13 protein-coding genes are annotated in these 12666 nt (G+C 64.5%); 5 read left to right on the top strand and 8 right to left on the bottom strand.

Features of this window, described 5'->3' with window-relative positions; genetic code table 11:
* Positions 1-44: 44 nt before the first annotated feature.
* Positions 45-1271, top strand: a complete 1227-nt coding sequence (locus BLV47_RS10300) for an MFS transporter (protein ID WP_092312973.1) — start codon at positions 45-47, stop codon at positions 1269-1271.
* 136 nt (positions 1272-1407) lie between these two features.
* On the opposite strand, the gene BLV47_RS10295 is transcribed toward BLV47_RS10300, so the two are convergent.
* From BLV47_RS10295 to BLV47_RS10265, 7 genes are all read right to left on the bottom strand, one after another.
* Complete coding sequence (locus BLV47_RS10295) at positions 1408-2367, bottom strand: Csu type fimbrial protein (protein WP_092312970.1); 960 nt, start codon at positions 2365-2367, stop codon at positions 1408-1410.
* Positions 2368-2429: 62 nt separating this feature from the next.
* The gene (locus tag BLV47_RS10290; RefSeq protein ID WP_092312967.1) at positions 2430-4787 is read right to left on the bottom strand and encodes a fimbria/pilus outer membrane usher protein; all 2358 of its coding nucleotides are present in this window, start codon (positions 4785-4787) and stop codon (positions 2430-2432) included.
* 119 nt (positions 4788-4906) lie between these two features.
* Entirely contained in the window at positions 4907-5698 is a 792-nt protein-coding gene (locus tag BLV47_RS10285) for a fimbrial biogenesis chaperone (RefSeq protein WP_092312964.1), read from the bottom strand.
* 46 nt (positions 5699-5744) lie between these two features.
* Entirely contained in the window at positions 5745-6245 is a 501-nt protein-coding gene (locus BLV47_RS10280) for a Csu type fimbrial protein (protein ID WP_092312961.1), read from the bottom strand.
* A gap of 4 nt (positions 6246-6249) precedes the next feature.
* On the bottom strand, positions 6250-6786 hold the full coding sequence (locus BLV47_RS10275) for a Csu type fimbrial protein (protein WP_092312958.1): 537 nt from the start codon (positions 6784-6786) through the stop codon (positions 6250-6252).
* A 20-nt stretch (positions 6787-6806) separates the two neighbouring features.
* Positions 6807-7346: a Csu type fimbrial protein gene (locus tag BLV47_RS10270; RefSeq protein ID WP_092312956.1), complete on the bottom strand. Its 540-nt coding sequence runs from the start codon at positions 7344-7346 to the stop codon at positions 6807-6809.
* Between the two features lie 105 nt (positions 7347-7451).
* A complete protein-coding gene (locus BLV47_RS10265) occupies positions 7452-7961 on the bottom strand; it encodes a Csu type fimbrial protein (RefSeq protein WP_425272146.1) in 510 nt (169 codons plus the stop codon).
* A gap of 231 nt (positions 7962-8192) precedes the next feature.
* Here BLV47_RS10265 and zapE point away from each other — a divergent pair, with 231 nt between their 5' ends.
* From zapE to BLV47_RS10245, 4 genes are all read left to right on the top strand, one after another.
* Complete coding sequence (gene zapE, locus BLV47_RS10260; protein WP_092312953.1) at positions 8193-9311, top strand: cell division protein ZapE; 1119 nt, start codon at positions 8193-8195, stop codon at positions 9309-9311.
* A gap of 22 nt (positions 9312-9333) precedes the next feature.
* The gene (locus BLV47_RS10255; protein WP_092312950.1) at positions 9334-9945 is read left to right on the top strand and encodes a hypothetical protein; all 612 of its coding nucleotides are present in this window, start codon (positions 9334-9336) and stop codon (positions 9943-9945) included.
* Entirely contained in the window at positions 9935-10306 is a 372-nt protein-coding gene (locus BLV47_RS10250; RefSeq protein WP_092312947.1) for a hypothetical protein, read from the top strand. Before BLV47_RS10255 ends, BLV47_RS10250 begins: the two co-directional genes overlap by 11 nt.
* A gap of 97 nt (positions 10307-10403) precedes the next feature.
* The gene (locus BLV47_RS10245; protein ID WP_092312944.1) at positions 10404-11717 is read left to right on the top strand and encodes a leucine-rich repeat-containing protein kinase family protein; all 1314 of its coding nucleotides are present in this window, start codon (positions 10404-10406) and stop codon (positions 11715-11717) included.
* Positions 11718-11785: 68 nt separating this feature from the next.
* Here the strand turns inward: BLV47_RS10245 and BLV47_RS10240 are convergent, their stop codons facing one another.
* Entirely contained in the window at positions 11786-12490 is a 705-nt protein-coding gene (locus tag BLV47_RS10240) for a YebC/PmpR family DNA-binding transcriptional regulator (RefSeq protein ID WP_092312941.1), read from the bottom strand.
* Between the last annotated feature and the right edge of the window lie 176 nt (positions 12491-12666).

Below are 12666 nucleotides of genomic sequence, written 5' to 3'. Positions count from 1 at the left end.
ACCGTACAACTGGTTTTATAACAAAACCAGATACGGAGTCCGCCATGTCATCAGAATCCTCAACCCCCTCGCCACTTTCAGCCAAGGTGGTGCTGCTGTTCGCCGCGGCCTGCGGGCTGGCGGTGGGCAACGTGTACTACGCCCAACCGCTGCTGGACGCCATGGCCCAGGCCTTCGACCTGGCACCGGCCACGGTGGGCATCGTCATCACCCTGACCCAGGTGGGTTACGGTCTCGGCCTGCTGTTGCTGGTGCCCCTGGGCGACCTGCTCAATCGCCGGCGCTTGATCGTCAGCCAGACCCTGCTGTCGGTCCTGGCCCTGTTGACCGTGGCTTTGGCCCCCAGCAGCGCCTGGCTGTTACTGGGCATGGCCTGCACCGGCCTGCTGGCGGTCGTGACCCAGGTGCTGGTGGCCTACGCAGCCCACCTGACGCCGGTCGCCCAGCGCGGACGGGTGGTGGGCATGGTCACCAGCGGCATCGTGGTGGGCATCCTCCTGGCCCGTACCGTGGCCGGCACCATGGCCGATCTGGCGGGCTGGCGCTCGGTGTACCTGCTGTCGGCCGGGCTGACCCTGCTGGTGGCCCTGGCCCTGTGGAAGGTGCTGCCGACTGCTGAACAGCCGCCAGCGGTGCAGCGCTACGGGCAACTGCTCGGCTCGCTGCTGCTGTTGTTCAAGGAGGAAAAGGTCCTGCGCGACCGGGCGGTCCTGGCCATGCTGATCTTCGCTGCCGGCACGGTCTTATGGACCCCGCTGGTGCTGCCCCTGAGCGCCCCACCGCTGTCGCTGTCACACACCGAGATCGGGCTGTTTGGCCTGGCCGGCGCCGCAGGCGCACTGGGCGCGGCACGGGCCGGGCACCTGGCGGATCGCGGGCTGGCGCAATGGACCAGTGGCCTGGCCTTGGCGCTGATGCTGCTGTCCTGGTTGCCCCTGGCCTTTACCCAATCCTCCCTGTGGGCCCTGCTCGTCGGGGTGATCACTTTCGACCTGGGCCTGCAGGCGGTCCACGTTACCAGCCAGAGCCTGATCTACAGCGTGCGCCCGCAAGCCCAGAGCCGTCTGGCGGCCGGATACATGCTGTTCTACTCGGCAGGCAGCGCCGGCGGCTCCATTGCCGCCACCGCCACCTACGCCTGGGCCGGCTGGACCGGCGTGTGCCTGCTGGGCGCCGCCATCAACGGCGTGGCCCTGGCCTACTGGCTGTGGAGCCTGAACCCCGGAAAACACCCGGCCACCGCGCACGGCGCCAGCTCGGCACGCCCATAGCGGGCTCGCCCGAGAGTGCTTCAACCCCAGCCCCGCGGCCTGCCTGGCAGCAGCTCGTCGCCCTGGAACGGCCAGCCAGGGAATGACTGAGCAAAAGCGCCTCGGGCGGAAGACGAAATCAATGGCGCGGTGGCTCCTAGAACCCCACATCCAGCACCACGTTGTCGACATAGGTACCGGCCGGCGGGGTGCTCTGGTCGGTATAGATCCGGGCGTTGTAGTTGAAGATCTGGCTGCCGGTGCCCAGGCCGTTACCCGGGTTGACTTCGGCATCGGTACTGGAGCGCCGGGCACTGCCGACACTGCCCCAACGGGTATTGCCGGCACTCTTGAAGATGTCATAGGCCAGGTAGTTGCCACTGGAAATCATCCGCCGCCGACCACCCGCGCTCACCGGCTGCTGGCCATCGCTCAAACCCACGGTATAGGCGCTGCCCTTGGTGCAGGCCAGGTTGATGGTCTGCCCGGTCACCGTGGCAAAGGCGCTGACCACCGGCGCACTGCCGAAACTGATGTTGGGCGCGGTGATCACGCAATCGTTGGACACCGTCATGTTGACCGTCAGGGCCTGGGTGCCGCTGCCGATATCACGGCCCAGGCAGGCTCCCAGGGCGCCGATCCCGGCGCAGTAGTTCCAGCTCCAGAAGATGCTCAGGTTCTCGGTATAGACCCCGGCCGCCACGTTGCTGCCGGTGATGGTCCCCATGTAGATCGGCACAGTCTTGGCCACGGTGGGGCTGCCCAGCAAACCGAGCAGATCGATGATCGAGTTGCGGGCGAAGTCGAACTGCACCCCCCGAGTGATCGGGTAGCTGGTGCTGTTGTTGGCGTACAGGGTGTAGCCGATGACATCGCCAGTGGGGCCGACCATGCCGCTGGTGGCGGATGTGATGGTGGCGTAGAAATGGTCGTTGCTGGCCAGCACGCTCAGCAGCGAGCCGGTGCAGCTCAGGCCGGCATTGGTGGTGGAGGCCGGCTGCGAAGTGGTGCGCACCAGGATCGAGCTGAGCGTGCCGAACCCCGCCGGCGTGGTGCTGACCGTGTTACACAGCGCCTGGGCCGACAGCGCCAGCACGCTGGCCAAGAGTCCCGCCATTGCCTGTCGCCAGCCCGTGAATCTGCCCATGCCTCGCCCTCCCTTGCGCCTTGACCCTGTCGCTACTGACAAACCAGCGGGCCAATCAGCGGCACCTGCTGCTGTTGCAGATCCATATCGAACTGCGCATGACAGCGCTGGCCATCGGCCAGGCCGACTTCCAGGCGGTTGTGTTGCGCAAGGTTCTCCAGATACACCAGCCCATCCCAGCCGACCACTGCCCGAGCTCCGCTCGGCTGATGGGTCACGCTGCTCCCCAGAGGCAATTCCCGTTGCTGGGCATCCACCAGCACCACGCTGGCGGCGATCACCCGGGCCAGGGGAAACTCCAGCAGATAGCCGCTACCGCGGCGAACCGCCACCCGTTGCTCGACACTCGGACTCTGCACGTTGGCCGGCAGGTTCAGCGGATCGATCTCGTACTTGCCCCGGTAGTAGGCGCTGCTCCAGGGCACCAGCAGATGACCGCTGGCGTCGGTCCGGCCCACCAGCTGGTTCTCATAGCGCACCGGTATGTCCGGGTAGCCGCCGGTGCTGACCACCACGAAGGCGTCGTCGATCTGGTTGGCGGCGAACAACTGGCGGTCCATCCACACCAGCGAACCACTGGCATCGGCCCAGCGCGTCTCGGCTTCGCGAGTGCCATAGACCCCGGCCTGCAGGCGCACCGACTGCAGGCGCCAGGTGGCATCCGCCTGGCGATAGTCGGCGCCGGCGCCGGTGGCATAACCCAGGTTGTAACCGACACCGCCCTCAAGCGGCACCGAGCGACTGAAATTGACCCGCTGGCGGTTTTCCCCGGTCTTGCTGCGCTCGTTGCTCAGGCTCAGGCTGCCGTGCAGATCGAAGGGAATCACCAGTTGTGCCTGCATGGCCCACTGGCTATCGCCGATTTCCCGGTTGGCCGACAGGTAGAAACTGCTGTTGTGCCACAGCGGCTTGCTCCAGGTCAGATTGAGCAGGCGGGTACGGCTCGAATCGGCGGCCAGCACATCGAAATAACCGGCTCCCAGGCTGCCATAACGCTCCAGATTGAGGCTCAGGGTCAGTTGCTCGCTGCGCTGGCTGAGTCGGGTGTAGGGGCTGTCGAGCAGACTCAGGTCGGCGTACTGGTCGCGACGCTGCATGCGCTGGTAGGCCAGGCTGAAGCGCTGATTGTTGTACTGGTAGCCGAAGCTGAACTGCTGGCCGCCACTGCCGTCGAAGCGGCTCTGGCTGAGCGCGGTGTTGAGCACGCCGAAGTGGCCCAGGCGCAGGTTGCCGCCCATTCCGCCCAGCGTCAGGGAGTCCGCGGCTTCGGCATGGGCTTCCAGGGTCAGGCTATCGCTCAGGCCATGGCGCAGGCTGCCGGAAGTAACGCCCGGGCCATAGCCGAAATCACGCAAGCCGTAGTCACGACGCAGGTTGCCTGCGGCCACCGAGAAGTCCGTCAGGCCCTTCTGCAGCAAGGTGCTGGTGACATAGAACGGCACCGTGGTCGATACCTGCCGCCCCAGGGCATCGGTGGTCACCACCACCGCCTCTCCCGCGCCGTTGATGAAGGGAATGTTGGTCAGGGTATAGGGGCCGGGCTGCAACTCGCTGCTGCTGGCCTTGTAGCCGTTGATGAACAGGTCCAGGGAGGACGGCACCGCCGCTTCACCGGCAAACTGCGGCAAGGGATAGGTCACCAGGTCCGGACGCACGGCAAAGTCCCGTGACAGCTGGACCCCGCCCAGGCGCACCGAACTGCTCCAGGGCAAGGCGCTGCTCACCACGTCACCCGCCTCATAGGTCAGCAGGCGTTCCTCATCGGAAAAGCGCCAGGTGGTGTCGTAGCGCCGATAGCCATTGTTCAGCGAAGCGCTTTCAATCCCGGACAGGGTCCGCCGGTACTGCCCGGTATTGGACAAGGTGCCCCAGCTGTCAAACAGCCGCACTTCGTTCCAGGCCGCCAGGTAAGTGCCGCCGTCGTCGGTGTCATTGAGGTACAGGTCATAGTTGAGCAGCGCGCCGAAACTGCTCAGCGCCGGGGTCCGCGGGTAGGCCTGGCGGCTGCCGATGAACTGCTCCGGCAGCCAGTCCGCCGGCACATCCAGCAGCAAGCGCTGGCCCTGGCTGTCGTAATCGCTGTGCAACTGCGGCAGGCCCTCCAGATCCACCTCGCTGCCCACCCCCTGCGGCAGCTTGATCCCGGCGTCCTGCAGCGTCTGCAGCGGCATGAACAGTCGCCCGGCGCGCTGCTCCACCGCCACCACCTTGCCCGTGTTCATCCGATTGATCACCAACTCCAGAAACAACTGCGCATCGGCCATCGACTCCAGGCTGCTGGGCGGCGGCGGCAATTCGCCGGCCTGGAGCGGGCCACTCAGCATCACGCCCCACAGACCGGCCAGCAGCCCTTGCAAGCGCCAGTAACGACGAGCCGGTTCCCGGCTCATGGCGGATTCAAGTCCATCTGTGGACATCTCCATCCCAAGGCAAATGCGCCATCGCGCTCACATCCGTGTGTAGCTGTGCCCGATCGCCCTTTTGCCGAGCGCCTCACCGCGCCTGTGGATCAGCGTGCAGGCGCCAGGGTCTGTACCTGCGACGCACCATTGATCCGCAGCTGCAGGGTCGCGTCGGCCGCCAGAGGCTCGGTCAGCGGCCAGCGCATCACCGCGCCGGGCAAGACATACCCCAGCAGGCCCGGCGCCAACGGCCGGGTCTGTGTCCCCTGGCTGAACCCGACGTTGGTCAGGCGCGCATGCACCGCGCCCTGATTGCGCAATTCGAGGAACGTCTTGCCATCCTGCGCCACCTTGCGCCAGCTCAGGTCGGGGACGCCGGCGCCCTTGGGATCGCGCTGGCGAGTGGTGTCCTCCTTGCTCCAGAGTCCTGCGCCATAGGCAAACAGCGGCACCGAGTAGCGCATTTGGAAGCGAATCGCCGCAGCGCTCTTGGCACCGTCCTGCGGGGTGATGGGTTGGGCCGAGGGAATCTCGTCAATGATGATCCGGTACGCCAGCTCCTGCCCCGGCGGTACTTCACGGGTACGGGTCAGGCGCACCAGTTGTTTCTGCCCGGGTTCGATCTTCGCCACCGGCGGGCTGCCGATGACCTCGCGCTGGTTCTGGTACTGATCGGCAAAGCCGCTCTGACTCCAGGCAAATACCCGGATCTGCAGATTGGCAGTCTCGGTGCCGCGATTTTCCAGCCATAGGGCGCTGGCCTGCTGATCCGCCTCCAGCACCGGGTCGATCGGCCAGATCAGCACCGAACTGGCGCCCTGTACCGCCGGCACGCCAGACAACAGCCCCGCCAGTATCAAGTAACGGGTGGCCTGCAGGCCCCGCAAAAGTAAATGCATACTGCTACTCCTTGTCCGCCTGCCGGCTGATGGTCGATTCGCCCCTTCACCACGACAGCTGCACCTGCAGCACGTCGCTGTATGTCCCCCCAGGCTGATTGCCCGGCAACTGCACCTGCCCGTAGATCGGCAGGCTGATGTTATTGGCATCGCTGTAAGCCACGGCCACGCTCTGGCCGATCCCCAGGCTCTGGCTGTACCCCGCATCGCGAAACAGCTGATAGGCGACCTGGGCGCTGCCGCTGTTGATCTTCATGTGCCGCCCGCTGCTGTTGTACTGGCCTCCGTCCACCGTCATGTTCAGGGTCACCCCCGGGGTGCACTGCAACTGCACGCCGCCGGTCAGAGCCACCCTGACCGTGCTGGTGGACAGCGCCGACTGGCTGCCGAACGCCAGACTCCCGTAGTTGCTGACACCGCCCACCACCAGGCAGCCGGCGGTAATAGTGGCGCTGACCTGGAAGCTCTGGCTGGTGGCGGCACTGGTCCACGCCGGCCAGGCACCGGCACAGATCAGGGCCAGCAGCGCACATCCGGGGCGGGCCATGGCATCAGAAGGTCAGTTGTACGGACACCGTATCGGTGTAGGTGCCGGCCGGTAGCCCGGCCTTGCCCACTGCCTGGCCATAGAGATTGACGGTCTGCGCCACCCCGGTGCTCGGTGCCAGGTTGATCACCCCATTGATCGCCACGATCTGCGAATGCCCGGAGTCGGTGTACAGGTCGTAGGGCACGTAGTTGGCCACGCCGTCGTACAGCGCCCGGGTGCCGCCGCTGGACTTGCCGTCATTGCTGCCGCCCTGGATGGTCAGGCTCGGGGTGGTGCCGCTGGAGCAAAGGATCGACAGCGCTCCGCCGCCACCGCCCAGCACCTGGCCGCTGGCGGTAGTGAACAGGCTGTTGGTGGTGCCGAAGTTCAAGGCACCGAAGTTCAGGCCGGTGCTGCCGCCGACGCCATTGACCTGACAGCTGCTGGTCAGAATCAGGGTCGAGCTGATCTGCCCGGTGACCGTGGTCGCGGCGTTGGCCGTTGAGGCCATGACCAGTCCCAGCAAGGGCCAGCCGATTCTCGATACAAGCGGGTGCATGATGTGCGTCCTCTCATGAGTTACCAATCCAGCGTGATGGTCAGGGTGTCGGTGTAGACCCCTGCCGGAACCGCGCGGGTATTCGCGACCACCGAGCCGAACACCGGAATGGGAATCCGCCTGCCGCTGCTCACTGCGAAATTGCGCTGCTGGTCGATGCTGTAGCTGTCGCTACCGGATGCATCGACGAACAATCGATAGGGAATGGTCTGGCGTCCGTTGCTCAGGCGCCTGGTCGTGCCGTCGCCATTGAGGCCGCCATTGATGGTCACGGTGAACCCGGTGACCGAGGGGTTGCAGGCCACCTGCAAGCGGCCTTCGGCACTGTCGCTAAGGCTGGCCTTGATCGGGTTGACCCAGGTCGGACCTTGCCGGCCGAAATCGAGCAGGCCCGAGTCGCTGACGGGACCTGCGGCGGGATCGTTGCCGGCGCTGCTCACCTGGCAACTGGCCTGGATCACCAGGCGCGCCTGAATCTGTCCGCTGATCGCCGCCTGGGCATCGTCGACCAGCAGGCACAACGAACCCAAGGCGATGATCGTCCAGTTCCTGCCCTTCATTGCTGCCATCCCGGTTCCATCAGGACTCCCACCTGAGCCGTCCATCGTCGGCGGCTTTCCCTGTTCTGCCCGGGATTCCCCGCAGCAGGTGTCATGGCCCTGCCTTCACCAGCTCAGGGTCACCTTCAATAGATCGGAATAGCCTCCGGCTCGGGGAATCTCGGCCAGGGGCTCGATACGTCCGTACAGAGGCAGATCCACGCTGCCGGAATCCGGCACGCGTCCGCTGACCGGGACATTCACCGGCAACGGTATGCGCCGGGCCGGGTCCTGGTACAGACGATAAGGAATGGGTTTGCCCAGCGAGCGGTTGCTGGCCAAATAGCGCACGTCGCCGACGCCGCCATGCAGGCCGCCATCGACACGCAGTTGATAGGGCGTATCGGGATTGCACTCCAGCCGCGGCCGGCGGCCACTGGGCAGCGCAGCGGTCAAAGGCCCCGCGACGTCATCCAGGCGCGCGCTGCTGCCGAAATCCAGAGTGCCGAGCTGCTCGATACCGGCCTCGCGCTGTTGCCCCAGCAACTGGCAGCCATGCAACACATCGACCCGGACCTGTACCTGCAGATCCGCGGCCCCTGCCGTCGCACAGAGCAACGCGCTCATGACAGCCATCCCCTGGTATCCATTCAAGGCCTCAATCCTTGTGAGAAGCATTCGCTGCCATCAGGTTAGCAAGCAGCAGGGAAACCGCCAGTTTGTGTATTAATTGGCCAGATTCCGCCCCATCCGCCCCCCACCTCCGAGCCATGCTCTTTAGAGATCACTGGTCGACTGGTTTCCTATTGGTTAAATTGTCGCGCCGCTTCTAAGGTGAGCGGCCCGGAATCATCGAGGTAACCGCTCTTGGCCGCTCTACCGCCAAAACCTGCACCGACCCGCTCTCCCTGGCGTCGCCTGTTCGCCAGGCCCGCGCAACACCAGAGCGCTGCCGGTGCGGTCATCCGCGACTACTTTCGCCACAGGGCCCAGGACCTGGGCTACACCCTGAGCCACAGCCAGTTGCGGGTGATCGACTGCATGGCCCAGCAGGCCGAAGGCCTGGCGCACTCACCCGGCAAGGCCCAGAGCCTGTACTTGTACGGTGCCGTCGGCCGAGGCAAGAGCTGGCTGCTGGACGGCTTCTTCCGCGCCCTGCCTCTCGCGGAAAAACAGCGCCTGCACTTCCATGACTTCTTCACCCAATTGCACCAGGGCATGTTCCGTCACCAGCAACAGGACGACGCCCTGGAAACCACCCTGGACGAACTGCTCAACCAGTGCCGGGTGCTGTGTTTCGACGAGTTCCATGTCCACGACATCGGCGATGCCATGCTCATCACCCGGCTGTTCAAGGCCTTGTTCAAACGCGGCATCACCCTGCTGGTCACCTCCAACTACGCTCCCGAAGGCTTGCTGCCCAATCCGCTGTACCACGCCCGTTTCAAGCCGGTGATCGAGCTGATCAAACAACGCATGCAGGTCATGGAAGTCGGCGGCCCCCACGACTACCGCAGCCAGGCCAGGACCCACGAGCAGCAGGTCTTCACCCAGGGATGCTATGTGTGGCCCGGCACCCCGGCCCAGCGCCAGGCCCTGGAACTGCCGGAACGCCATGCTCCGGCGCAGCCACTGAGCGTGGGCGCGCGACAGCTGACCGTGCGCCAGATCCAGCAGCGCAGCATCCGTTTTGAATTCAACGACCTGTGCGAACAGCCCACGGCCGTCATGGACTACCTGGAACTGAGCCGCCGCTTCGATACCTGGATCATCGACGAACTGCCCGAACTGGGAGAATGCTCGATCGCCGCCCAGCAGCGCTTCATCAACCTGATCGACGTGCTCTACGACCAGGACAAACGCCTGCTGCTGATCGGCCAGCGCCCGCTGGCTGAAAGCCTGGGCGGCCATGCCATTGACCTGGCACGCACCCGCAGTCGTCTCGGACAACTGCGGAAAATCGGTCCCGAACATGCATTGGGCTGAACCGCCACAGACAGGCAGGACCATGTTGCCCATCACCTTTTTCGAGCTCTTTGAGCAGCACCTGAACGACTCGACGCTCGAACATTCGTCGTCGTTCGGCCTGGAGACGTTCTCTGCCGACGAACTCGCGGCAAAGGGCTATGAACTGATCGGCGATCCGGCGGACTTTCACTTCTTCGAAAAAAGCCACGCGACGCTTTACCACCGACGAGCGCAGGAAGTGATCCTCAAGTGCTACTTCTTCAACCAGCAACGGCTGGGCAGTGGCTTCAGCATTGTTCGCGGCGTACGCCTTGGCTCCCTGCTCAGGCACTGCAAACTCCTGGAGCAACAAGGCAATGGCATCCGCCCGAACCTGGCCTGGTACTTCTCGGACGACAAGAAAGAAGGCGCCGTGATCCTCAATGACCGGCATGTCATGCGTTTCAACCAATGGAGCTACAAGGGCGCCTATCAGGTGGCGACCCTGGAGAGCGACTTCGATTCCAGCAACCCGCTAGGCCAGGCCGCCACGCGCTCGGTCAAACATGCCTTTGCGCACCACAGCCTGGAATCGATGCGCCAAGAGGCTCGCAACGCCAGGCAACCTGGTGCATTTCTCAGGCTGCTCGGAGCGATGCACGATGGCATTTGATCGCGAGGAGCTCTATCGACTGGCCACTGAACTTTTGCGAGCCCTGCAGGATGGAGAACCGGCAAGGTTGTCGGCGTTTGGCGTCAGCCCGGCCATGTATGAGGAGATCACCGAAGAGCTGGAACACTCGGGGGAACAGCTTGCGCAGCTGGCGCTGGCTCCTTCTGAGATCGTCAGCCAAGCGGACCGCACCGGTAGGGTCGCCCTGGACATTTACCCGCTGCAGGCCGATCCACACACCCTGAGAGTGGCCTGCCAGTTGTGGTCCAGAGGCCAGAAGACCGAGCTCACGCTGATTGCCGACTACCGGGAACAACACCGACAGGCCACCCTGACCTTCAGGCTGCTGGAAACCCAGTGACCCTCGCCCTGGGACAATCCAACGCCCAGGCAGCAAAACCAACCGATCTGCTTTATCCTCCCCGCCCCTGTCCTTCATTCGAGTGTTGACGCTGTTCATGGATACCCTTGCTCAACTGCGGGCCGGCCAGCTGGCCGGAATCAAGCGCCTGGACCTGTCCTGTGGACTGACCGAGTTCCCCCGGGAGATCTTCGATCTCGCCGATTCCCTGGAAATCCTCAACCTCAGCGGCAACGCCCTGGACAGCCTGCCCGATGACCTGCATCGCCTGACCCGCCTGCGCATTCTGTTCTGCTCGGACAACCGGTTTCGCGAAGTGCCGGCCTGTGTCGGCCAATGCGCGCAACTGAGCATGATCGGCTTCAAGGCCAACCGTATCGAACGGGTGTCGGCCGCCGCGCTGCCGCCGCAGTTGCGCTGGCTGATCCTCACCGACAATTGCATCAGTGAATTGCCGCAAGAGCTGGGTAACCGCCCGCTGCTGCAAAAACTCATGCTCTCCGGCAACCGCCTGACCCGGCTGCCCGAAAGCCTGAGCCAGTGCCATCGCCTGGAGCTGCTGCGGATCGCCGCCAACCAACTGAGCGAACTGCCACCCTTCCTCCTGGCCCTGCCACGCCTGACCTGGCTGGCCTACGCCGGCAACCCGCTGGAATCGGAAGCCGACGCCACGGCGCTGGCCTCCACGCCGAGCATTCCCTGGAGCGAACTGAGCTTGCAACAGCGCCTGGGGGAAGGCGCCTCGGGGGTGATTCACCAGGCCCAATGGCAACCCGCCGGGCAACCGCCGCGGGCGGTGGCGGTGAAGCTGTACAAGGGCGAGATGACCAGCGACGGCTCGCCGCTGCATGAAATGAACGCCTGCATCAGTGCCGGGCTGCACCCGAACCTGATCCGCGTCGAGGGTCGCATTGTCGATCACCCCCAAGGCCAGAACGGGCTGGTGATGCAACTGATCGACTCCAGCTACCGCAACCTAGCGGCGCTGCCGAGCCTGGACTCCTGCTCCCGGGATATCTACCCGGATAACGCGCACTACAGCGCCAGCGTGATGCTGCGTATCGCCCGCGGCATCGCTTCGGTGGGCGCCCATCTGCACGCCCAGGGCATTACCCACGGTGACCTCTACGGCCACAACACCCTGTGGAATGAAACAGGCGACTGCTTGCTGGGGGATTTTGGCGCGGCCTCCTTCCATGCCAAGGACGACACCCCGCAAAGCCGCGCACTGCAACGCCTGGAAGTGCGGGCCTTCGGCATCTTGCTGGAGGAATTGCTGGAGCGTGGAGATGGTTCGCTGAGCCTGGGGCAACAGCAGAAACTGACGGCGCTGGTGCAGCGCTGCTGTCAGCCAGAAGTACTGGCACGACCGGATTTTGCCCAGGTTTGCGAGGAACTGGCGGGGCTTTAAAACAGCTTCGCCGGCCAGCCGGCTCCTACAGGGGTATGCAGGAGCCGGCTGGCCGGCGAATCGCGGTCTTAGCCCGCCAGGCCGACGAACATGTCTTGCACGTCGTCATGGTTGTCCAGGCCTTCGAGGAAGGCTTCGACTTCGGCCATCTGCTCATCGCTCAGGCCGCTGACCGGGTTCTTCGGCTGGTAGCCGAGCTTGGCCGACAGCACGGTGAAGCCGTGCTCAGGTAGGGCCTTCTGCACCGCATCCAGGTCCGCAGGCTCGGTGAGGAACAGGGTCGCGCCCTCTTCGCCCGGCTCGAAATCCTGGGCACCGGCTTCGATGGCCGCCAGTTCCGGATCGGCGTCCGGAGTGTCCGGCGAGGCCTCGATCATGCCCACGTGGTTGAAATCCCAGGACACCGAACCCGAAGCGCCCAGCTGGCCCTTGCGGAACGCCACGCGGATTTCCGCCACGGTGCGGTTGATGTTGTCGGTCACGCATTCAACGATCAGCGGCACCTGGTGCGGGGCAAAACCTTCGTAGGTCACGCGGTGGTACTGCACGGTTTCGCCGAGCTGGCCCGAGCCTTTCTTGATGGCACGCTCCAGGGTTTCACGGGGCATCGAAGCCTTTTTCGCCTGTTCCACCACCAGCCGCAGGTGGGCGTTGGTGGCGACGTCAGCGCCGTTACGTGCGGCGATGGTGATCTCTTTCACCAGCTTGCCGAAAATCTTGCCCTTGGCGTTGGCTGCCGCTTCTTTGTGTTTAACCTTCCACTGTGCGCCCATTACTCACTCTCTTGATCTATGGCGTCGAGTTGGATTTGGCCGACGCGATGGGCAAGTTTATACGTCCTCAAGGCCCTGATCGACCAAAAAGTCAGTATCCGGCCGCCGGTCGGCCTGGCCGGCGCAGGTGATCACTCGGGTCTGTGTCATGGCGAGCCGGTGCCGACCCGCGAGGG

Origin of the sequence: Pseudomonas saponiphila (assembly GCF_900105185.1) — a bacterium.
GTDB classification, from domain to species: Bacteria; Pseudomonadota; Gammaproteobacteria; order Pseudomonadales; family Pseudomonadaceae; genus Aquipseudomonas; species Aquipseudomonas saponiphila.
Note: the sequence above shows the minus strand (reverse complement) of the source record. Positions and strands in the feature narration are given on the sequence as shown.

What these genes read in the sequence shown, in the direction of transcription:
- BLV47_RS10240 (WP_092312941.1), bottom strand. Translation starts at nt 12,490, where the DNA reads ATGGGCGCACAGTGGAAGGTTAAACACAAAGAAGCGGCAGCCAACGCC.
- BLV47_RS10300 (WP_092312973.1), top strand. Translation starts at nt 45, where the DNA reads ATGTCATCAGAATCCTCAACCCCCTCGCCACTTTCAGCCAAGGTGGTG.
- BLV47_RS10245 (WP_092312944.1), top strand. Translation starts at nt 10,404, where the DNA reads ATGGATACCCTTGCTCAACTGCGGGCCGGCCAGCTGGCCGGAATCAAG.
- BLV47_RS10290 (WP_092312967.1), bottom strand. Translation starts at nt 4,787, where the DNA reads ATGAGCCGGGAACCGGCTCGTCGTTACTGGCGCTTGCAAGGGCTGCTG.
- BLV47_RS10295 (WP_092312970.1), bottom strand. Translation starts at nt 2,367, where the DNA reads ATGGCGGGACTCTTGGCCAGCGTGCTGGCGCTGTCGGCCCAGGCGCTG.
- BLV47_RS10265 (WP_425272146.1), bottom strand. Translation starts at nt 7,961, where the DNA reads ATGGCTGTCATGAGCGCGTTGCTCTGTGCGACGGCAGGGGCCGCGGAT.
- BLV47_RS10280 (WP_092312961.1), bottom strand. Translation starts at nt 6,245, where the DNA reads ATGGCCCGCCCCGGATGTGCGCTGCTGGCCCTGATCTGTGCCGGTGCC.
- BLV47_RS10275 (WP_092312958.1), bottom strand. Translation starts at nt 6,786, where the DNA reads ATGCACCCGCTTGTATCGAGAATCGGCTGGCCCTTGCTGGGACTGGTC.
- BLV47_RS10285 (WP_092312964.1), bottom strand. Translation starts at nt 5,698, where the DNA reads ATGCATTTACTTTTGCGGGGCCTGCAGGCCACCCGTTACTTGATACTG.
- BLV47_RS10270 (WP_092312956.1), bottom strand. Translation starts at nt 7,346, where the DNA reads ATGAAGGGCAGGAACTGGACGATCATCGCCTTGGGTTCGTTGTGCCTG.
- BLV47_RS10250 (WP_092312947.1), top strand. Translation starts at nt 9,935, where the DNA reads ATGGCATTTGATCGCGAGGAGCTCTATCGACTGGCCACTGAACTTTTG.
- BLV47_RS10255 (WP_092312950.1), top strand. Translation starts at nt 9,334, where the DNA reads ATGTTGCCCATCACCTTTTTCGAGCTCTTTGAGCAGCACCTGAACGAC.